Source organism: Micromonospora sp. NPDC049903, from assembly GCF_044460945.1.
In the GTDB taxonomy this organism is placed as follows: Bacteria; Actinomycetota; Actinomycetes; order Mycobacteriales; family Micromonosporaceae; genus Micromonospora.
In genome coordinates, this window is sequence record NZ_JBITKL010000010.1 from 106,150 (window position 1) to 124,231 (window position 18,082).

General features: G+C 73.2%; 18 protein-coding genes. 14 read left to right on the plus strand and 4 right to left on the minus strand.

Annotation, left to right across the window (positions count from 1 at the left end; translation table 11 throughout):
* Positions 1-52: 52 nt before the first annotated feature.
* Positions 53-1,411, minus strand: a complete 1,359-nt coding sequence (locus tag ACIBO1_RS17700; protein ID WP_396747531.1) for a protein kinase — start codon at positions 1,409-1,411, stop codon at positions 53-55.
* 499 nt (positions 1,412-1,910) lie between these two features.
* Here ACIBO1_RS17700 and ACIBO1_RS17705 point away from each other — a divergent pair, with 499 nt between their 5' ends.
* The 9 genes from ACIBO1_RS17705 (at position 1,911) to ACIBO1_RS17745 (ending at position 9,293) form a co-directional block, all read left to right on the plus strand.
* Complete coding sequence (locus ACIBO1_RS17705; protein ID WP_396747534.1) at positions 1,911-2,519, plus strand: RNA polymerase sigma factor; 609 nt, start codon at positions 1,911-1,913, stop codon at positions 2,517-2,519.
* Between the two features lie 16 nt (positions 2,520-2,535).
* Positions 2,536-3,297: a hypothetical protein gene (locus ACIBO1_RS17710; RefSeq protein ID WP_396747537.1), complete on the plus strand. Its 762-nt coding sequence runs from the start codon at positions 2,536-2,538 to the stop codon at positions 3,295-3,297.
* Positions 3,298-3,440: 143 nt separating this feature from the next.
* Entirely contained in the window at positions 3,441-4,676 is a 1,236-nt protein-coding gene (egtA, locus tag ACIBO1_RS17715; RefSeq protein ID WP_396747540.1) for an ergothioneine biosynthesis glutamate--cysteine ligase EgtA, read from the plus strand.
* Positions 4,673-6,007 (plus strand): ergothioneine biosynthesis protein EgtB, encoded by a 1,335-nt coding sequence (gene egtB / locus ACIBO1_RS17720; protein ID WP_396747543.1) that lies wholly within the window; start codon positions 4,673-4,675, stop codon positions 6,005-6,007. Before egtA ends, egtB begins: the two co-directional genes overlap by 4 nt.
* 22 nt (positions 6,008-6,029) lie before the next feature.
* Positions 6,030-6,818, plus strand: coding sequence for an ergothioneine biosynthesis protein EgtC (gene egtC, locus ACIBO1_RS17725; protein ID WP_396747545.1), 789 nt, complete (start codon positions 6,030-6,032; stop codon positions 6,816-6,818).
* Complete coding sequence (egtD, locus tag ACIBO1_RS17730; protein ID WP_396747548.1) at positions 6,815-7,780, plus strand: L-histidine N(alpha)-methyltransferase; 966 nt, start codon at positions 6,815-6,817, stop codon at positions 7,778-7,780. The genes egtC and egtD overlap by 4 nt, the downstream gene beginning before the upstream one ends.
* A 244-nt stretch (positions 7,781-8,024) precedes the next feature.
* Positions 8,025-8,612, plus strand: coding sequence for a TMEM165/GDT1 family protein (locus ACIBO1_RS17735; RefSeq protein WP_350697298.1), 588 nt, complete (start codon positions 8,025-8,027; stop codon positions 8,610-8,612).
* Positions 8,613-8,655: 43 nt separating this feature from the next.
* Complete coding sequence (locus ACIBO1_RS17740; protein ID WP_396747551.1) at positions 8,656-9,018, plus strand: DUF1622 domain-containing protein; 363 nt, start codon at positions 8,656-8,658, stop codon at positions 9,016-9,018.
* Positions 9,015-9,293 (plus strand): hypothetical protein, encoded by a 279-nt coding sequence (locus ACIBO1_RS17745; protein ID WP_396747554.1) that lies wholly within the window; start codon positions 9,015-9,017, stop codon positions 9,291-9,293. Before ACIBO1_RS17740 ends, ACIBO1_RS17745 begins: the two co-directional genes overlap by 4 nt.
* 16 nt (positions 9,294-9,309) lie before the next feature.
* On the opposite strand, the gene nhaA is transcribed toward ACIBO1_RS17745, so the two are convergent.
* Positions 9,310-10,638 (minus strand): Na+/H+ antiporter NhaA, encoded by a 1,329-nt coding sequence (nhaA, locus tag ACIBO1_RS17750; protein WP_396747556.1) that lies wholly within the window; start codon positions 10,636-10,638, stop codon positions 9,310-9,312.
* A 366-nt stretch (positions 10,639-11,004) separates the two neighbouring features.
* Here nhaA and ACIBO1_RS17755 point away from each other — a divergent pair, with 366 nt between their 5' ends.
* Positions 11,005-12,471 (plus strand): polysaccharide biosynthesis tyrosine autokinase, encoded by a 1,467-nt coding sequence (locus ACIBO1_RS17755; RefSeq protein ID WP_396747559.1) that lies wholly within the window; start codon positions 11,005-11,007, stop codon positions 12,469-12,471.
* On the opposite strand, the gene ACIBO1_RS17760 is transcribed toward ACIBO1_RS17755, so the two are convergent.
* A complete protein-coding gene (locus ACIBO1_RS17760; protein WP_396747562.1) occupies positions 12,452-13,006 on the minus strand; it encodes a low molecular weight phosphatase family protein in 555 nt (184 codons plus the stop codon). The two genes, ACIBO1_RS17755 and ACIBO1_RS17760, sit on opposite strands and share 20 nt — an antisense overlap.
* A gap of 162 nt (positions 13,007-13,168) precedes the next feature.
* On the opposite strand from ACIBO1_RS17760, the gene ACIBO1_RS17765 reads away from it, so the two are divergent.
* The 3 genes from ACIBO1_RS17765 to ACIBO1_RS17775 all read left to right on the plus strand — a co-directional run bounded on the left by ACIBO1_RS17765 (position 13,169) and on the right by ACIBO1_RS17775 (position 16,914).
* Positions 13,169-14,428, plus strand: coding sequence for a glycosyltransferase family 4 protein (locus ACIBO1_RS17765; protein WP_396747565.1), 1,260 nt, complete (start codon positions 13,169-13,171; stop codon positions 14,426-14,428).
* A gap of 70 nt (positions 14,429-14,498) precedes the next feature.
* A complete protein-coding gene (locus ACIBO1_RS17770) occupies positions 14,499-16,283 on the plus strand; it encodes a DUF4012 domain-containing protein (RefSeq protein WP_396747568.1) in 1,785 nt (594 codons plus the stop codon).
* Positions 16,284-16,449: 166 nt separating this feature from the next.
* A complete protein-coding gene (locus ACIBO1_RS17775; RefSeq protein WP_396747571.1) occupies positions 16,450-16,914 on the plus strand; it encodes a hypothetical protein in 465 nt (154 codons plus the stop codon).
* 103 nt (positions 16,915-17,017) lie between these two features.
* Here ACIBO1_RS17775 and ACIBO1_RS17780 read toward each other — a convergent pair whose 3' ends face one another.
* Complete coding sequence (locus ACIBO1_RS17780) at positions 17,018-17,614, minus strand: NADPH-dependent FMN reductase (protein WP_396747574.1); 597 nt, start codon at positions 17,612-17,614, stop codon at positions 17,018-17,020.
* A gap of 63 nt (positions 17,615-17,677) precedes the next feature.
* On the opposite strand from ACIBO1_RS17780, the gene ACIBO1_RS17785 reads away from it, so the two are divergent.
* Entirely contained in the window at positions 17,678-18,067 is a 390-nt protein-coding gene (locus ACIBO1_RS17785) for a MerR family transcriptional regulator (protein ID WP_396747577.1), read from the plus strand.
* The last annotated feature ends 15 nt before the right edge of the window (positions 18,068-18,082 follow it).

Sequence of the window (18,082 nt, forward strand, 5' to 3'; positions counted from 1 at the left end):
AGCGGAGTGTGACCCCGTACGTCCGTTTCGGTGATATAGGGGCTGGTGGGACTCAGCTCGCCTCGCCGTTGTCCGGCGGGTCGACCGGCGGCGGTGCCGTGGTGGTGGTCGGCGTGCTGCCGGGCGTCTGCGACGGCGTGGGGCTGGGCGTGGTCGGCTCGGGGCTGGTCGCGCTGGGCGTCGGCGACGCGGACCCGCTCGGCTCGCTGGGCTGCGGGCTGCTCGGCTGCGCCGACGGCGACTCGGTCGGGCTGGCCGTGGAACCGGCCGGGCGCAGCGGCGGAACCCGGGCGGGGCTGCTCTCCTCGGTGCTCGCCGACGTCTCGGCGGGCCCGGTGGCGTCGGGGCTCGGCGAACTGGTCGGCAACTTCACCGCCGGGGTGTCGGCCTCGCTGGTCGCGCCGAGCGCGGCACCGAGGGCCACGAAGCCGACCAGCACGGCGGTGAGCGCGCCGACCAGTGCGCCGCGTCGACGCCGACCGGCCGGGGCGGCACCGCCCGCCGGGACGTCCGTGCGGGTGTCCGGGCCGGCTTCGCGCAGTGCCCCGGCGGCAGCCGGGACCAGCGCGGTCGGCAGTGACCCGTCGGAGACCGCGGCCCGTGCCGCCTCGGCCATCGCCGCGCCGCTGCTGAACCGGTCGGCCGGGTCCTTGGCGAGCGCGCGAGCGACCAGGACGCGTACCGCCTCCGGGATGTCGGGCGGCAGGTCCGGCGGCGGGTCGTCGAGGTGCCGGACGGCGACCTGGAGCGGGTTGTCCCCGGTGAACGGCGGGCTGCCGGTCAGGCAGCAGTAGGCGACGGCGCCCAGCGCGTACAGGTCGGTCGCGCCGGAGACCGGGCGTCCGGCGGCCTGTTCGGGCGCCATGTAGAGCGCGGTGCCGGGCACCGCGTTGGTGCTGGTGATGCTGGTCACGTTGGCGGACCGGGCCACCCCGAAGTCGACCAGGACGACCGTGCCGTCCTCCTGCACCAGCAGGTTGCTCGGCTTCACGTCGCGGTGCACGATGCCGCCGAGGTGTGCGGCGTGCAGCGCCTGCGCCGCCTGCGCCACCACCGACATCGCCAGACTCACGTCCAGGCGACCCTCGGCCTCGATCCGCTTGGACAGCGGCTGGCCGGTGACGTACTCCATGACCAGGTAGTCGGCCCGGCCGCCGTCGGGCAGGTCGTCCTCGCCGCAGTCGTAGACCTGGACGATGCCGGGGTGGCGCAGCGCCGCCATGATCCGGGCCTCGGCGCGGAAGCGGGCGATGAAGTCGGGGTCGGAGACCAGCGAGGGCAGCAGCACCTTCACCGCGACCTGCCGGCCGAGGATCAGGTCGGACGCGCGCCAGACGTCACCCATGCCGCCGGTGGCGACGCGTTCGTCCAGGCGGTACCGACCGCTGAGTACGACCTCCGAAGACAACACGGCACCACCGTACCCACTAGGGGGCCGAGAGGCGCGCCGGCATGGCGACGCATCTTACCGCCGACCGTGTTCGACACGGGGCGTGTCGTGATGTGACGTGTACCGTGAGTCACGGCGTGTGGATGGCCCGCCGACCCGTCGAGGTCAGGCGGCCGGGCCCGCCGAAGGTAGCGTCGGCGGACCGCGGTTCGTTACGGCGAAACACCGCCCGGGCCGGTTGAGAATTGTCACTGTGTCGACCGGCCTCCAGCAGCTTGTCCGACCTGGGCGGACGCTCTAACGTCAGCCCGATCCGGAGAGCTCGTGAAAGTTCCGCCGGTGTGGTTGTGGATCGCGACGCTGTCGGGAAAAATCCGCTTCCGGGCCATGGCGGTCCGTAGGCGAACAGGTCACGGGGGCGGGGTGCGGGAAGAGGTCCGGGTCGTGGACCGGGCCGGCACCGGATCGTCCGCCCGGCCCACGTCCCGCGAGAGAACCGGTGGACGGAAGCGGCAGTGCCATGACCGGTGAACTGAACCAGGCGGTCGAGGCGGCCAAGAGTGGGGACGAGGAAGCCTTCCGCTTCCTCTATCGCAGCCTGCAGCCGGGGCTGTTGCGGTACCTGACCGCGCTGGTCGGCGCGGACGCCGAGGACGTCGCCTCGGAGACGTGGTTGCAGGTCGCCCGCGACCTGCCCAACTTCACGGGTGGAGAGTTCCGTGCCTGGGTCGTCACCATCGCCCGCAACCGGGCCATGGACCACCTGCGGCGGCAGCGCCGTCGACCGGCACTCCCGGTGCCGGTGCAGGAACTCAGCGAGTTGGCCGGTGACGCCGACACCGCCGAACGCGCCGGGGAGACCATCGGCACGGAGGCCGCCCTCGCCATGATCGCCAGCCTGCCACCCCGCGAGGCCGAGGCGGTCCTGCTGCGGGCGGTCGTCGGGCTCGACGCCGCGACCGCCGGACGCGTGCTGGGCCGCCGCGCCGGAGCGGTCCGTACCGCCGCGCACCGGGGACTGCGGCGGTTGGCGCTGATGCTGGACCGGCAGGCCGTCCAGGGCGACGTCCCGCCGCGTCCGCGTACCGGCCCCGCGCAGGCGCCGCACGCCGAGCCGGTGGACGGCTGACGTGAGAGGACTGTGGATGAGGTGGCGTCGGTCGGGTACGGCCGTCTCCCGGGCCGCGCACGACCGGTTGCTCGACACCGCCGCCCCACCCTCGGCGTCCGGGCCGGACGACCCGCTCGCCGGGCTGCTGCGGGCCGCCGCCGCCCCGCCGCGCGACCACGAACTCGCCGGGGAACAGGCCGCTCTCGCCGCGTTCCGTGCCGCCCGGCAGGGGGCTGCGCCGGTCACCTCGCCGTCGGTCCGGCCGCGTCGCCGTCGCTTCACCGCCGGTGCGGTGGCCTGGATCGCCGGTGTCGCGGCGACCGCCACCGCCGGGGCCGCCCTCGCCGCGGTCAACCTCGACCGCCCGGAGCCGCCGCCGGTGCCCCCGGCCACCTCCGCCCCCGCCGAGACCTCCGCGCCTGCCACCCCGACCCCGTCCGAGACCCGGCCGGACACCACCGCCGACCCGACCGGGAGTACGTCCGCCTCCGTGTCGCCGTCGCCCACCGTGTCGCCCACCGGCTCGCCCAGCCCGTCCGAGACGGGCACCCCCGAGGCGTCGGCGTACGGCGGACCGCTCGACTCCGGCCACACCGGCCACTGCCGGTCGTACCTGTCGAAGTCCGAGCGGCAGCGGGAGAAGGCGATGGACAGCCCCGGTTTCGCCGACCTGCGGGACGCGGCCGGCGGTGCCGAGAACGTGGCGGCGTACTGCCGGGCGCTGCTCGCCGAGGTCGACCCGGACTGGCTGGCCAAGCACGGCACCGACCCGGACGACACGCCCGCCACCGGATAGCGGCGGGGGCCACCGGCGACCCGCGCACCGATTGCGACGGGAACGTGAATTCGGTTCGACGGAAGCGCCGACAGCGTGAAGATGTCACTGCGACGCGTTACGGTGACGATTACCGAGCCGGCATCGGACAAGGGAGCCGTTGCGTGGTCACCTCACCGGACGTCGATCACATCCCCGTGCTGCGGGACCGTGCCGCAGCCGCCCGACATCTCGCCCGGATCTGCTTCAAGACCGGCCCACCGACCTACACCGGCGTCGAGCTCGAATGGACGGTCCACGAGGCCGTCGACCCCACACGTCCCGTCGACGCCGCCCGGCTGAGAGCGGCACTGGGGCCCTACAGCCCCATCACGTTGGATCGGACCAGCCCCGCCCGCAGACTGCTGCGGGGTGGCACGGTGACCGTCGAGCCCGGCGGGCAGGTGGAGATCTCCACCCCGCCGCAAGCCTCCGTCACCGCTCTGATCGACGCCACCCAGTCCGACATCGACCAGGTCACCCGCCTGCTCGACGCCGCCGGCCTGCGCCTCGGCCGTGCCGGCATCGACGCGTACCGGCCACCGCGACCGGTGATCGACACACCCCGCTACCGGGCCATGCGCCGGGTCTTCGACCGGCACGGACCGGACGGCCGGACGATGATGTACAGCACCGCCGGCCTGCAGGTCTGTCTCGACGCGGGGCGGCCCGAGCAGGTCGCCGTCCGCTGGGCGCTGGTGCACGCGGTCGGGCCACCGCTGCTGGCCGCCTTCGCCACCGCCGACCGGCACGCCGGCCGGAACACCGGCTGGGCGTCGGCCCGGATGGGCGCCTGGGCGCGCATCGACCCGGCCCGCACCGCGCCGGTCTGGACGCCCGACGTGGCCGGCGTCGACCCGGTCGCTGCCTGGGTCCGGTACGCGCTGGCAGCCCCGCTGCTCTGCGTACGGGACGACAGCGGCGACTGGACCCCGCCGCCGGACGTGACGTTCGCGGACTGGGTCGACGGGGCGTTGTCCCGCCCGCCCACCACCGACGACCTGGAATACCACGTCAGCACGCTGTTCCCGCCGGTACGGCCCCGTGGCTACCTGGAACTGCGGTACTTCGACGCCCAGCCCGGGCGCGACTGGACGCTGCCGCTGGCGGTGCTCGCCGCCCTGCTCGGCGCCACCGACACCGCCGAGGCCGCGATGGCGCTGGCCGCCCCGGTGGCCGACCGCTGGCTCATCGCCGCCCGGCACGGACTGCACGACCCGTGCCTGGCCACCGTCGCCGTGGGCCTGCTCGACCTGGCCCTGACGGCGTTGCCCCGGCTCGACCTGCCGGGTGCCCTGCACGACGAGATCGACCAGGGAATACGACGACGGCGTGACGCCGCCCGGAGGAGGCAGCGATGACCGACATCACCACCGGCCTCGGCGCGGAGGATCTGCGCGCTCGGATCGCCTCGGAGCTGGACCGCACCCGGGCCCGCACCGTCGGGCTGACCGAGGCGGTCGACGACGGCGACCTGACCCGCCAGCACTCGCCGCTGATGTCCCCGCTGGTCTGGGATTTCGCCCACATCGGCAACCAGGAGGAACTCTGGCTGGTCCGGGACGTCGGCGGACGCGAACCGGTCCGGTGCGACATCGACGAGCTCTACGACGCCTTCAAGCAGCCCCGCAAGGACCGCCCGTCGCTGCCGTTGCTGCCGCCGACCGAGGCCCGGGCGTACGTGTCGACCGTCCGCGAGAAGGTGTACGACCTGCTCGACAGCGTCTCCTTCGAGGAGCGCCGACTGGTCACCGACGGGTTCGCGTTCGGGATGATCGTGCAGCACGAGCAGCAGCACGACGAGACGATGCTCGCCACCCACCAACTGCGCTCCGGTCCCGTGGTGCTGCACGCGCCGCCGCCGCCGGAACCGGCCGCCCGGGTGGCCGGGGAGGTGCTGGTGCCGGCCGGCCCGTTCACCATGGGCACCGACACCGACCCGTGGGCGCTGGACAACGAACGTCCGGCCCACCGGGTGGAGCTGCCCGCGTACGTCATCGACTCCGCCCCGGTGACCAACGGGGCGTACCGCGAGTTCATCGCCGACGGCGGGTACGACGACCCGCGCTGGTGGAGCGAGGCGGGCTGGCGGCACCGGCAGGAGGCCGGACTGGGCGCGCCGATGCACTGGCGGCGTGACGGCGACGGTTGGGCGTACCAGCGGTTCGGCCGGTGGGACCGGGTCCGCGACGACGAGCCGGTGGTGCACGTCTGCTTCCACGAGGCGCGGGCGTACGCCGCCTGGGCCGGGAAGCGGCTGCCCACCGAGGCGGAGTGGGAGAAGGCGGCCCGGTGGGACCCGGCCACCGGTCGGTCCCGCCGTTACCCGTGGGGCGACGACGACCCCACCTCGGTCCACGCCAACCTGGGCCAGCGACACCTCTGGCCGGCGCCGGTCGGCGCGTACCCGGCCGGGGCGTCGCCGCTCGGCGTGCACCAGCTCGTCGGCGACGTGTGGGAGTGGGTGTCGACGCCGTTGCGCGGCTATCCCGGCTTCGCCGCCTTCCCTTACCGGGAGTACTCCGAGGTCTTCTTCGGCGACGACTACCAGGTGCTGCGCGGCGGGTCGTTCGGCACCGACCGGGCCGCCTGTCGGGGCACCTTCCGCAACTGGGACTACCCGATCCGTCGGCAGATCTTCAGCGGCTTCCGCTGCGCCCGCGACGCCCGACCCGAGGAGGCCGACCGGTGACGGTCGTGCCCCGGGTGGCCTGATGTGCCGCCACCTGGCCTACCTCGGGCCGCCGCTGACCCTGCGGGAGCTGCTGTTCGACCCGCTGCACTCGCTGGTCCGCCAGTCCTGGGCGCCCCGCGACATGCGGGGCGGCGGGACGATCAACGCGGACGGGTTCGGTGTCGGCTGGTACCCGCCGACCGGCGGCGACCCGGTGCGGTACCGGCGGGCGCAGCCGATCTGGAGCGACCCGACCATCGCCGACCTGGCGGCGGCCACCTCGACCGGCGCGGTGCTGGCCGCGGTGCGCTCGGCCACGGTCGGGATGGCGGTGGTGGATGCCGCCGCCGCGCCCTTCGCCGAGGGCCGGTGGCTGTTCAGCCACAACGGTGTGGTGCGTGGCTGGCCGGACACGGTGGTGCCGCTGGCCGCCACCCTGCCCGTCCGCGACCTGCTCACCCTCGACGCCACCACCGACTCGGCGCTGCTGTGGGCGCTGGTCCGGCATCGGCTGCGCGCCGGCCTGCCGCCCGAGCAGGCGGTCGCCGAGACGGTCACCTCGGTCGCCGCGGCGGCCCCGGGGTCGCGGCTGAACCTGCTGCTCACCGACGGCGCGACGGTGGTCGCCAGCGTGGCCGGGCACGCCCTGTCGGTCCGCACCACGCCGGACTCGGTGCTGCTGTCCTCGGAACCGCACGACGACGACCCGGCCTGGCGGGAGGTGCCGGACGACCACCTCGTCACCGCCTCCGCCACCGGGATGCACCTGCGCCCTCTGCCCCGGCCCGAGAACCACCACCGACCGCCCGACGGAAGGGAAGACGGATGAGCACCGAGCCGCTGGAGATCCACCTCGACGACCGGGACATCGGCCGCAGCCTTCGGCACGACGTCCGGGTCGGGCTGACCGCCGAGCCGAAGTGGCTGCCGCCGAAGTGGTTCTACGATGCGCGGGGCAGTGAACTCTTCGAGGAGATCACCCGGCTGCCGGAGTACTACCCGACCCGGGCCGAACGCGCGGTGCTGGCCGCGCACGCGACCGAGATCGCGGAGCTGACCGGCGCGAAGACGCTCATCGAGCTCGGGTCGGGGTCGTCGGAGAAGACCCGGCTGCTGCTGGACGCCTTCACTCGGCGACGAGGTCTGGGCACGTTCGTGCCCCTGGACGTGTCGGCCAGCGCGCTCGCCACGTCCACCGCCGCGCTCGCCGCCGACTACCCCGGGCTGCGGGTACGCGGCATCGTCGGCGACTTCACCCGGCACCTGGACCGGCTGCCCGCCGGTGGCCGGCGACTGGTGATCTTCCTCGGCGGCACCATCGGCAACCTGCTGCCGGCCGAGCGGGCCGAGTTCCTCACCCGGATGCGGGCCGCGCTGGAGGTGGGGGACTGGCTGCTGGTCGGTACCGACCTGGTGAAGGACCCGGCGGTGATCGTGCCCGCGTACGACGATGCGGCGGGGGTGACCGCGGAGTTCAACCGCAACGTGCTGCGGGTGCTCAACCGCGAGCTGGACGCCGACTTCGACCCGGCGGACTTCGCCCACGTCGCGCTCTGGGACCCGGAGCGGGAGTGGATCGAGATGCGGCTGCGGGCGCAGCGGCCGGTCCGGGTACGCGTACTCGACCTGGACGTCGCCTTCGCCGAGGGGGAGGAACTGCGGACCGAGGTGTCGGCGAAGTTCCGCCCGGAGGGGATCGCCGGGGAGCTTGCCTCGGCCGGGTTCCACGCCGAGCGCTTCTGGACCGACCCCGACGACCTGTTCGGCGTGACCCTGGCCCGCGCCGACTGAGAGGCCGGCAAGCGGATTGACGGGGGTGTGTCGGGTCACCCGGCGGCCTGGCCGGCCGACGATCGGCTAGGCTGTGCCGCAGCGAAGGGGAGTAGCCCGCAACGCCGTGGTCGACATACTGGTGCGTTCCGCATCCGGCCACGCGGCCTCGTCATGACGGGGCGGGCGAGACCTTCGACCCAGGCTTAACAGCCGGGTCGAGGGCACCCCGTATCCTCCTCCCGGCCTGACCCGGAAGGACGTCATGGAGGGGTTCCTCGTCGCGCTGGCGGTCAGCTTCGGCGTGATCTTCGTTGCCGAGCTGGGAGACAAGTCCCAGCTCATGGCCCTGGCATTCGCCACCAGATACCGCACTGTGCCGATCCTGATCGGTATCACCGTCGCCACCGCCGTGGTGCACCTGGCCTCGGTGGCGATCGGTGTCGGGCTGGGTGCCGCCCTGCCCACCGGCTGGATCTCGCTCCTGGCGGGTCTGGCCTTCATCGGCTTCGGCCTCTGGACCCTGCGCGGGGACACGCTCACCGAGGAGGAGAAGCGCAAGGCGGCCAAGGGCGGCAAGTCGGCCGTCTTCGCCGTCGGTGTCGCGTTCTTCCTCGCCGAGCTGGGCGACAAGACCATGCTCGCCACGATCACGTTGGCCACCCAGTACGGCTGGTTCGGCACCTGGATCGGCTCGACCATCGGCATGGTCGCCGCCGACGCGCTCGCCATCGTCGTCGGCCGGCTGCTCGGCCGCAAGCTGCCGGAGCGGACCATCAAGTACGGTGCCGCCGCCCTGTTCGCGATCAGCGGCATCTGGCTGCTCGTGGAGGCGGTCGCGGAGCTGACCTGATCCGGCGGGCGACTACCCGGAGCCTCGCCGGGTAGTCGCCCGCGTGAACGTCGACGTGCTCCTGGAGCGCGGTCACCACACGCTGGTGATCGGGGTGGAGCTGGTCGGCGCGGCGGTGATCGTCATCGGGGCGGCCTGGGCCGCGCTGCGGTTCGTGGTCGACGGGATCCGCTACCGCGACGCCACCGTGTTCACCCGGATCCGGCTGACCCTCGGCCGGTTCCTGGTGCTCGGGCTGGAGTTCCAGTTGGCGGCGGACATCCTGCGGACCGCGCTGTCGCCGACCTTCACCCAGATCGGCCAGCTGGCCGCGATCGCCGCCATCCGGACCGTGCTGAACCACGTGCTCGGCCGGGAGATCGAGCACGAGCAGGAGCAGGTCGGTCGGCCGGGGCGGGCCTCGTGATCCAGGCGTTGGCGACGGTCGTCGCGGCGCTCGGCGTACTCGGTGCCGGGGTCGTGCTGGTCACCACCGGGTCCCGGTCGACGGCGCTGCGGGTACTGCTGGACATGCTCGTCGCCGCCGGTCTGCTGCGGCTGACCGGGGAGCAGACCTGGCGGGAACTCGCCGCCGCCGTCGTGATCGTGCTGCTGCGGCGGATCCTCAGCAGCGCGTTGACGGAGAACTTCCGCTGGTCGGCACGCCCGGCCGAACGGGTCGGCCGGGCGTCCGGAGGCTGACGGCGCGCGGTCCTGCTCAGTCGGCGGGCCGCTGGTAGACGTCGGGTACGCCGTCCCGGTCGGCGTCCACCCGCTCCTTGCGGGCGATCGCCCGGTACCTGCGGTTGCGGGGGGCCAGCACCAGGGTGGCGCAGAGCGCCGAGATCAGCGAACCGCCGAGTACCGCCACCGTGACGTTGTCCCCGGCTGTACCGGCCGCGCCGAAGGCCAGCTCGCCGATCAGCAGCGACACGGTGAACCCGATGCCCGCCAGCAGCGACACGCCGAGCAGGTCCGGCCAGGTGATGTCCTCGGCCAGCCGGGCCCGGGTGAACCGGGCCAGCAGGAAGGTGGCGCCGAGGACGCCGACGCACTTGCCGACCACCAGCCCGAGCACGATGCCGACGACGATCGGATCGGTGACGACTGCACCCAGGTCGGCGCCGCGCAGCGACACCCCGGCGGCGAAGAACGCGAAGACCGGCACGGCGATCCCGGCCGAGATCGGCCGCCAGCGGTGTTCCAGGTGGGCGGCGAGGCCGGGCCGGTGGCGGCCGTCGCGCCCGCGCCCGGCCAGCACCGGCACGGTGAAGCCGAGCGCGACGCCGGCCACCGTGGCGTGCACGCCGGAGGAGTGCACCAGCGTCCAGGCCAGCAGCGCGAGCGGGCCGAGCGCCCACCACCAGGTGTGCCGGCGCTGCACCAGCAGGCCGAACAGCGCGATCGGCACCACGGCGCCGAGCAGCGGCACCGGATCGAAGTGGTCGGTGTAGAAGACCGCGATGACGGTGATCGCGAGCAGGTCGTCCACCACGGCGAGGGTGAGCAGGAAGGCCCGCAGCCCCTGCGGCAGGTACGCCCCGATCACCGCCAGCACGGCCAGCGCGAAGGCGATGTCGGTGGCGGTCGGCACGGCCCAGCCGCGCAGCCCCTCGCCACCGGCCGCGAGGTTCACCCCGACGTAGATCAAAGCGGGGGCCACCATCCCGCCCACGGCGGCGACCACCGGCAGCGCGGCGCGGCGCGGGTCGCGCAGCCCACCGGCGACGAACTCCCGCTTCAGTTCCAGCCCGACCACGAAGAAGAAGACCGCCAGCAGGCCGTCGGCGGCCCAGGTCGCCAGGTCCAGATCGAGGTGCAGGGGAGCGCCGCCGGGCCACGGCACCCAGGCGCCGAGCGCGGAGTACCCGTCGGACCAGGGGGAGTTCGCCCAGACCAGGGCGATCACCGCGCCGACGAGCAGGAGCGCTCCGCCGACGGTCTCGGTGCGCAGCACCTCGCCCAGGAACCGGGCCTCGGGCCAGGAGGTACGCGCGAAGAGACGCCACAGGCCGCGGCGTCGGGGTGGTGGGGTGGATGTGGACATGCCTGGTTCTCACCTCGCCGGTCGGGGACAGCACGACTGCCACGCCGACCAGGCTTCCCGGCACACCGTCCACGACCTTATCCAGCGGCGCCGGTGGCGACGAGCCCGGGGGAGTGCCCCGCACCTGGTCACCGTGTGCCGATCCGGCACATCCCGACGGAGAAATCGCATTTTTCCCGGTGGAGAGGCGATTCCGACGGACGGTCGGTCCGGTTGGGCATTGCGGGCGCGGTCCTCCACCGAGGAAAACCCCTAACTCCGGACATAACGCTTATGAGCGGCTTTAATGGTTCACGAGATTGAAGAGACCTTGGGGGTTTTCGTGAGTTTCTTTGGCGTTACCGGCCCGGTACGGAGGCGCGCCTGATGGACCTGTACCGCCAACTGCGTCTCGTACGCCAGCGCTGGTGGATCGTCCTGGTCACCCTCGTGGTGGCCCTCGGGCTGACCGCCCTGGTCACCGTTCGGGCGCAGCCTCGCTACGTCGCCTCGGTCACCTTCTTCGTCACCACCCCGAGCCAGGGCGTCACCGACGCCTACCAGGGTGGTCTCTTCCTGCAACAGCGCGTCAAGTCCTATGCCGAGTTGCTGACCAGCGACCGGCTGGCGCAGGCGGCGGTCGCGGACAACCAGCTCGGGCTGACCGCCGAGGAGGTCCAGCAGCGGGTCAGCACGTCGACCGAGACCGGCACCGTCCTGCTGCGGGCGTCGGTGACCGACACCGACCAGACCCGCGCGTTGCGCGTGACAGAGGCGCTCTCGGCGAAGTTCGTCGAACTCGTGCAGAAGGTCGAGGCCCGGCCGGACGGCAGCGCCGGACCCATCAAGATCGAAGTGGTCAGCGGGCCCCGGGTCACCCCCACCCCGGTCTCGCCACAGCCGCTGCGCAACACCGCCATCGGCACCCTGATCGGCCTGCTGGCCGGGGTGGCCCTGGCGATCCTGCGCGGCATGGCCGACGTACGCCTGCGGGACGCCGCCGGCCTGCAACGGGTCACCGGCAGCCCGCTGCTCGGCGAGATCCCGATCGACACCAGCGCCCGTACCGCCCCGCTGATTGTCGGCGACGCCGCCACCTCCGCGCGGGCCGAGGCGGTCCGCAAGCTCCGCACCAACCTGCGCTTCGTCGACGTGCACGAACCCGCCCGGGTCATCGCCGTCACCAGCGCGTTGCAGGGCGAGGGCAAGACCACCATGTCGTGCAACCTGGCCATCGCCCTGGCCGAGGCGGGCTGGCGGGTCCTGCTGGTCGACGCCGACCTGCGCCGGCCGAAGGTCGGCGACTACCTCGGCATCGACTCCGGCGTCGGGCTGACCGACGTGCTCGTCGGCGACGTGCAGGTCGGCGACGTGGTCCAGCGCTGGGGCGACAAGTCCCTGCTGGTGCTGCCCAGCGGCTCGGCCCCGCCGAACCCGAGCGAGCTGCTCGGCTCCAAGGCCATGTCCGACCTGCTGATCGCCCTGCGCGAGTCCGCCGACATCGTCGTCATCGACACCGCGCCGCTGCTCGCGGTCACCGACGGTGTGGTGGTCGCGGTGCAGGCCGACGGCGCGTTGCTGGTCACCCAGCAGGGGCGTACCTCACGGGCGCAGGTGGCCGCCGCGGCGCGGGCGCTGCACTCGGTCTCGGTACGGCTGCTCGGCTGCGTGCTGAACATGGCCCGGGTGCCCAAGGCGGAGGCATACCAGTACGAGGCGTACCGGGTGGTCGCCGAGACACCGGAGGCGACGACCGCGACGGGCGAGCGGGCCGGTGCCGGTCGGCACGCCGAGCGTAAGCCGGTGGCCGACCTGCCCGATCACACCCAGGAACTCACCCGGCTGCCCCGATGAGCGCCGCCAGGGGGCGCAGCGACCGCTCGATCTCCTCCGCGCAGGCGCGGAAGTCGGCGGGCGTACCGGCGACCGGGTCGCGCAGGTCGTCGGCGTCGGCCGGGGCGGGTTGCAGCCGTCCCCGGGCCAGGGCGGCGGCGGCCACCGCGGCCTCCAGCGAGTCGTCCGGCTCGTCCGTCGCGGGCGCGGCCGCCGCGGCGAGCCGGCCGAACTGGCGCAACGTGAACGTCCGGTGCAGCGCCGCCGGCGCCAGCGCGGTGCAGATACTGCGCTGGCGCCGGGTGGCGGTCAGCACCAGCACCGCCTCGGTCAGGTGCGCGGAGGCGAGCCGCCGACTGCGGAACGCCGCCGGATCCGCACCGGCCCCGGCGGCGATCTCGGCGGCGTGCGGGTGCATCTCCAGGCCCTCGACAGCGTCGGTGCCGGCGCTCGCGACGGTCAGCGGGCGGCCGGCGAGCAGGCGACGCGCGGTGTACTCGGCCATCGGCGACCGGCACAGGTTGGCGTGGCAGACGAACAGCACCCCGGTGAGCATGGGTGACCCCTTCGACGACGTGGCCGCCGGCGGCAGCGCCGCGACGGGGGACGACCGCCGGTGGCGACCGTCCGGTGAGGGGTTGCCGAGATCGTACGCAGCCGGGCCGCCGTGGTACCCGGCCGCCGCGCCGGACGGACGCCCGGCCAGGGAGGTGGCGGGATGCGGATCGGCCTGCTGACGTACCACTTCCCGCCGGAACCGGCCTTCATCCCCGGCAGCCTGGCCGAGGAGCTGACCGCCCGCGGCCACGAGGTGCGGGTGCTGACCGGCTTCCCGGACTACCCGGGCGGGCACGTCTACCCGGGGTGGCACCAGCGCTGGCGTCACGAGACGCGCAGCCGGGGTCTGACCGTGCGGCGGGTGCCCCGGTACAGCACCGGTGACCTCACGCCGCGCGGCCGGATCGCCTCCTGGCTCTCCTTCGCCGGCAGCGCCGCGCTGGTCGGACGTCGGTACCTCGCCGGGGTCGACGTGCTCTACGTGCACCAGCCGCCGGCCACCGCGTTCGCCACGGCGGCCCTGCTGCGCCTGCTCGGCCCGGTCCCGCTGGTGCTGCACGTGCCGGACGTGTGGGCCGAGGACCTGCCGGACGGCGGCGACGGGCGGTGGGCGGCCCGGGTGCGGGCGGCGATGGCCCTGACCTACCGGGCTGCCACCGTGGTGGCGGTGACCGCGCCCTCGTTGCAGGACGCGGTCGTCGGGGTCGGGGTGGATCCGGCCAAGGTCCGGACGGTGCTGAACTGGACCGACGAGCGGATCTTCCAACCCGCCACGGCCGGTCCGGCCGCGCGTCGCCTGGTGCGCCGTGACGACCGGTGCGTGGTGATGCACGCCGGCACCATCGGGGCGCGGCAGGGTCTGGAGACCGCGGTACGGGCGGCGGCCGCGCTGGAGAGGACCGTGGACCTGGTCCTGGTGGGCTCGGGGGCGGACGAGCGGCGGGTGCGGGGGCTCGCCGACGAACTGCGCGCCGACAACGTCCGGTTCGTCGACCGGCGCTCGCCGTTGGACATGCCGGAGCTGTACGCCGCCGCCGACTACCAACTGGTCATGTCCCGGGACCTGCCGGCGCTGCGCAGCGCCGTGCCGGACAAGCTCCAGGCGGCGCTCTCCTGCGGTGCGCCGGTCGTGGCGTCGACCGGCGGCGACACGGCGGCCCTGGTCGAACGCACCCGTGCCGGGCTCTCCTGCCCGCCGGAGGACTGGGCCACCCTGGCGGACCGGTTCTGGCTGGCCGCGCACATCCCCGCACCGGCGCGCGCCGAGATGGGCCGACGCGGCCGGGAGGCGTACCTGCGGGAGATGGCGTTGCCGGCCGGGGTGGACCGCATCGAGGCGCTGCTGCGGGCGGCGGCCGCCGACGCGCGGCGGAACACGAGTCGCGACCGAAACTCACATATGACCCAAGAGCGTCATTAAAGCACCAACAGGATCGTTACCTGTTAGGAACAATGGTGGCTTCTGTCCGAATTTCGGAGTGGAGAGTGGTGTGACGGAACGCGAGAGCCCGCGCCGTACCCGCGGCCGGTCCCGCCGGCGACGGCGGGCCCGACTGCGCCGTGCCCTGCTCGTCACGCTGGTGGTCGGCTCGCTGCTGGCGGGTGTCGTCGGATGGGTGGGGTTCCGGGGCTGGCAGGCCCGCGCGCACCTGGTCAACGCCGCCGGGCTGGCCGGTGAGCTGAGCGCGCACCTGGTCGGTGGCGACACCGACCGGGCGCAGCGGACCCTCGCCGCGTTGCAGGTGCAGTCCGGCGCCGCCCGTCAGGCCACCGCCGATCCCGGCTGGTGGACGGCCCAGCACACGCCGTACGCGGGCGCCAACCTCGCGGCCGTCCGACGGATCTCCGTCGCCGTCGACGACCTGGCCCGCCAGGCGTTCCCGGCACTGCTGCGGGTCGACCTCGGCGGTCTGGTGCCGCGCGAGGGGCGGCTGGACCTGAGCGGGCTGCGGGGCGTCGGTGACGAGCTGGTCGAGGTCGACGCCACCGTCCAGCGGATCCGCGCCGAACTGTCCGTGGTGCCCGCCGACCGGCTGGTCGGGCAGGTACGCGAGGCCCTCCAGGAGCTGCGCGGCGAGATCGACCGGCTGGCCGCCATGACCTCGGCGGCCGGTAAGGCCACCCGCCTGCTGCCGCCGCTGCTCGGAGTGGACGGCGCCCGGCGCTACCTGCTGGTGTCGCAGAACTCCGCCGAGCTGCGCTCCACCGGCGGCATGTTCGGCGCGTACGCGGTGATCCGGGCCAACAAGGGCCGCATCGAGATGGGCGACCAGGGTGCCAGCAGTGGCATGGGCATGTTCGCCAAGCCGTTGAAGATCCCGGCCGAGCAGCGCGCCCTCTGGGGCGAGCTGCCCGGCATGTACCCGGCCGACGTCAACCTCAGCCCGCACTTCCCGACCGCTGCCGCGCTCTACCGGGAGATGTACCGGCGGCACAGCGGCGACACCGTGGACGGGGTGCTCGCCGTCGACCCGGTGGTGCTGTCGTACCTGTTGCAGGCCACCGGGCCGGTCCGGGTGCCCGGCGGCGTGTCGCTCAGCGCGGAGAACGCGGTGCGGACCCTGCTCAGCGACACCTATCAGAAGATGGCCCCGAAGGAGCAGGACACCTTCTTCGCCACCGCCGCCGCGACCGTGTTCGACACCCTTTTCGCCCGTAACACACACCCGAACGGGCTATTGTCCGCTTTTAGCCGCTCTATACAAGAACGTCGGATACTGTTTTGGAGTGCCCATCCGGAGGAACAGCGGGTGTTCGGCGAGAGCCGGATGGCCGGGACGCTTCCGGAGCAGGACACCGTGCCCACTGTCGGCGTGTTCCTCAACGACGGCAGTGGCGCGAAGCTCGGCTACTACCTCCGGCAGACCGCCGACCTCACCGTCGGCGACTGCCACGCCGACGGTCGTCGCGAACTGCACCTCCGGGTGACGTTGCGATCCACCGCGCCGGCCTCGGGCCTCACCGAGTCCGTGCTCGGACTGGCCCAGGCAGGAGACCCGTACACGGTTCGGACCCTGGTCTCGGTCTACGGCCCGGCCGGCGGGGCGGTGCTCGACACCCACCTCGACGGTGCCGAGACGTCGGTGGGCAACGGAACCGAGCGACGCCGCCAGGTGGCCACGGTGAACGTCGAGACCGGACCGGGTGACACCCGGACGCTGCAGGTCTCGCTGCTGACCGGCAAGACGGACAGCGGCACGGCCGAGCTGTGGCTCACGCCCACCGCCACCCCATGGACCACCCATGTTGTCACCGCACCAAGCTGTACTCAGTAGGAGGGAACCAACAATGCGGCTATCCCGCATCATCATGGCGCTCACGGTCGGTTTGGCCGTGGTAGCCGTGCCGACCGCGGCGGGGGCGGCGCAGCCGCAGCCGACGCCATCCGTGGATGGAACACCTCAGCCACCGCCCTATCCGCCGGCGCTGGCCTCGCTCACGGTGAACCGACCGACCATCTTCCTCGGTGAGACGGTCGTCCTGACCGGCCGCAACTACGGGCCGAACGAGACGGTTGACATCACCGTCACCACCCAGCCGCTGGCGGCGCCCGCCGCCGGCACCGCCCGCCGCAGCGACGGCAGCACCGTGGCCATGGCACCGGTCGCCTTCCAGGCCAGCGCACCGCTGACCTTCACGGCCCGGACCAACGCGCGGGGTGAGTTCAGCCGCCGGTACACCCCGTCGGTGACCGGTCTGCTCACCTTCACCGCCACCGGCCGGGAGTCCGGCCGGACCGCCAGCGTCGAGCTGCGCGTGCTGCACAAGAAGAAGCACCACCTGCCGGTCACCGGCAGCAGCACGAGCACACCGATGAAGGTCGGTGGCGGTCTCGTCGCCGCGGGCGCGGTCATGCTGCTCGGCACGGTGCTCTGGCGCCGTCGCCGCTTCGGCAGCGCGAGCTGATCCGACACCGCGGGCTCGTCCCGCAGTGAGCACCGGTGCCGGTGCCCGCCGTTCCCTCCGGCGGGCACCGGCACCGTTTCGTGGCCGTCCCGCGCCGTGGGTCCTACGTTGGGAAGGGTCGGGTCCGGCGTGCGTCGGCCAACACGTCGGCCCACCACCGCAGCTCGTCGAGGCACCCGGCCAGGCCGCGGCAGAGGCGGTCGTCCGGCGCGTACCGCTGCTGGTCGTTCAGGCAGTCCCACGGCGCGGGCAGGCCGATGACCCGGCGGGTGGTCACGACGTTGAGTTCGGCCAGCACGCCGCGGAGCTGCTCGATCGCGGCGTATCCGCCGTGCACGCCGTACGCCACGATCGTCGCGGGCTTCAGGCGCCACTCCGCGTAGTGCCAGTCGATCAGGCGCTTGAGTGAGGCCGGGTAGCTGTGGTTGTACTCCGGCATCACGAAGACGAAGGCGTCGGCCGCGTCGATCCGGTCGGCCACGGCGCTCTTCGGCCCACCGCCCGGATACAGGAGACTGTCGTCGGGCAGGAGCGTGTCGGCCAGGTCGATCAGATCGACGTCGGCGGCGCTCCCCAGCGCGGCGACGACCCAGTCGGCGATCGTCGGCCCCATCCGGTCCTTGCGCACGCTCGCGGAGATCACGGCCACGCGTACGCCGGAGGGTGGGGTGCCGTCGTGCTGTTCATGCGAAGCGGTCATGGAGGTGAGGCTCCATGTTGAACATTGGTTGAAGTCAAGTCGGGGCGTGGCTACGGTGCGGGTATGACCGTGAAGCTGGCTTCCTCGATGACGCTCACCGTCGGCGACGTCGCCGTCCGCAGCCGCGTCGCCCCGTCCGCCGTACGGTTCTACGAGAGCCATGGCGTGATCAACGCAGTCCGCACCGCAGGCAACCAACGCCGTTTCGAGGAGTCGGCCGTGTGCCGCATCGAGGTCGCCCGGGTCGCCCAGCGGGTCGGCATGACCGTGCGCGAGATCGCCGTCCTCTTCGGCGGCCTGTCGGCGAACCCGACGCCCGAGGAGTGGGGTCAGGTCGCCCACCGGCTGGTCAGCGAGGCCGAGGAGCGGGTGGCCGATCTCAGGACGCACCTTGCTGCCCTGGAGTCCGGCGCCAGGCTGTGCGACATCGGGCGCGGCCAACCGGCCCGGTAGGCACCCGTACGGCCT

Excerpts from the sequence above, each read along its gene's own strand:
- egtC (WP_396747545.1), top strand. The coding sequence starts at position 6,030 with ATGTGCCGCCACCTGGCCTACCTCGGGCCGCCGCTGACCCTGCGGGAG.
- ACIBO1_RS17765 (WP_396747565.1), top strand. The coding sequence starts at position 13,169 with ATGCGGATCGGCCTGCTGACGTACCACTTCCCGCCGGAACCGGCCTTC.
- ACIBO1_RS17735 (WP_350697298.1), top strand. The coding sequence starts at position 8,025 with ATGGAGGGGTTCCTCGTCGCGCTGGCGGTCAGCTTCGGCGTGATCTTC.
- ACIBO1_RS17705 (WP_396747534.1), top strand. The coding sequence starts at position 1,911 with ATGACCGGTGAACTGAACCAGGCGGTCGAGGCGGCCAAGAGTGGGGAC.
- egtD (WP_396747548.1), top strand. The coding sequence starts at position 6,815 with ATGAGCACCGAGCCGCTGGAGATCCACCTCGACGACCGGGACATCGGC.
- ACIBO1_RS17780 (WP_396747574.1), bottom strand. The coding sequence starts at position 17,614 with ATGACCGCTTCGCATGAACAGCACGACGGCACCCCACCCTCCGGCGTA.
- ACIBO1_RS17760 (WP_396747562.1), bottom strand. The coding sequence starts at position 13,006 with ATGCTCACCGGGGTGCTGTTCGTCTGCCACGCCAACCTGTGCCGGTCG.
- ACIBO1_RS17755 (WP_396747559.1), top strand. The coding sequence starts at position 11,005 with ATGGACCTGTACCGCCAACTGCGTCTCGTACGCCAGCGCTGGTGGATC.
- ACIBO1_RS17785 (WP_396747577.1), top strand. The coding sequence starts at position 17,678 with ATGACCGTGAAGCTGGCTTCCTCGATGACGCTCACCGTCGGCGACGTC.
- nhaA (WP_396747556.1), bottom strand. The coding sequence starts at position 10,638 with ATGTCCACATCCACCCCACCACCCCGACGCCGCGGCCTGTGGCGTCTC.
- ACIBO1_RS17710 (WP_396747537.1), top strand. The coding sequence starts at position 2,536 with ATGAGGTGGCGTCGGTCGGGTACGGCCGTCTCCCGGGCCGCGCACGAC.
- egtB (WP_396747543.1), top strand. The coding sequence starts at position 4,673 with ATGACCGACATCACCACCGGCCTCGGCGCGGAGGATCTGCGCGCTCGG.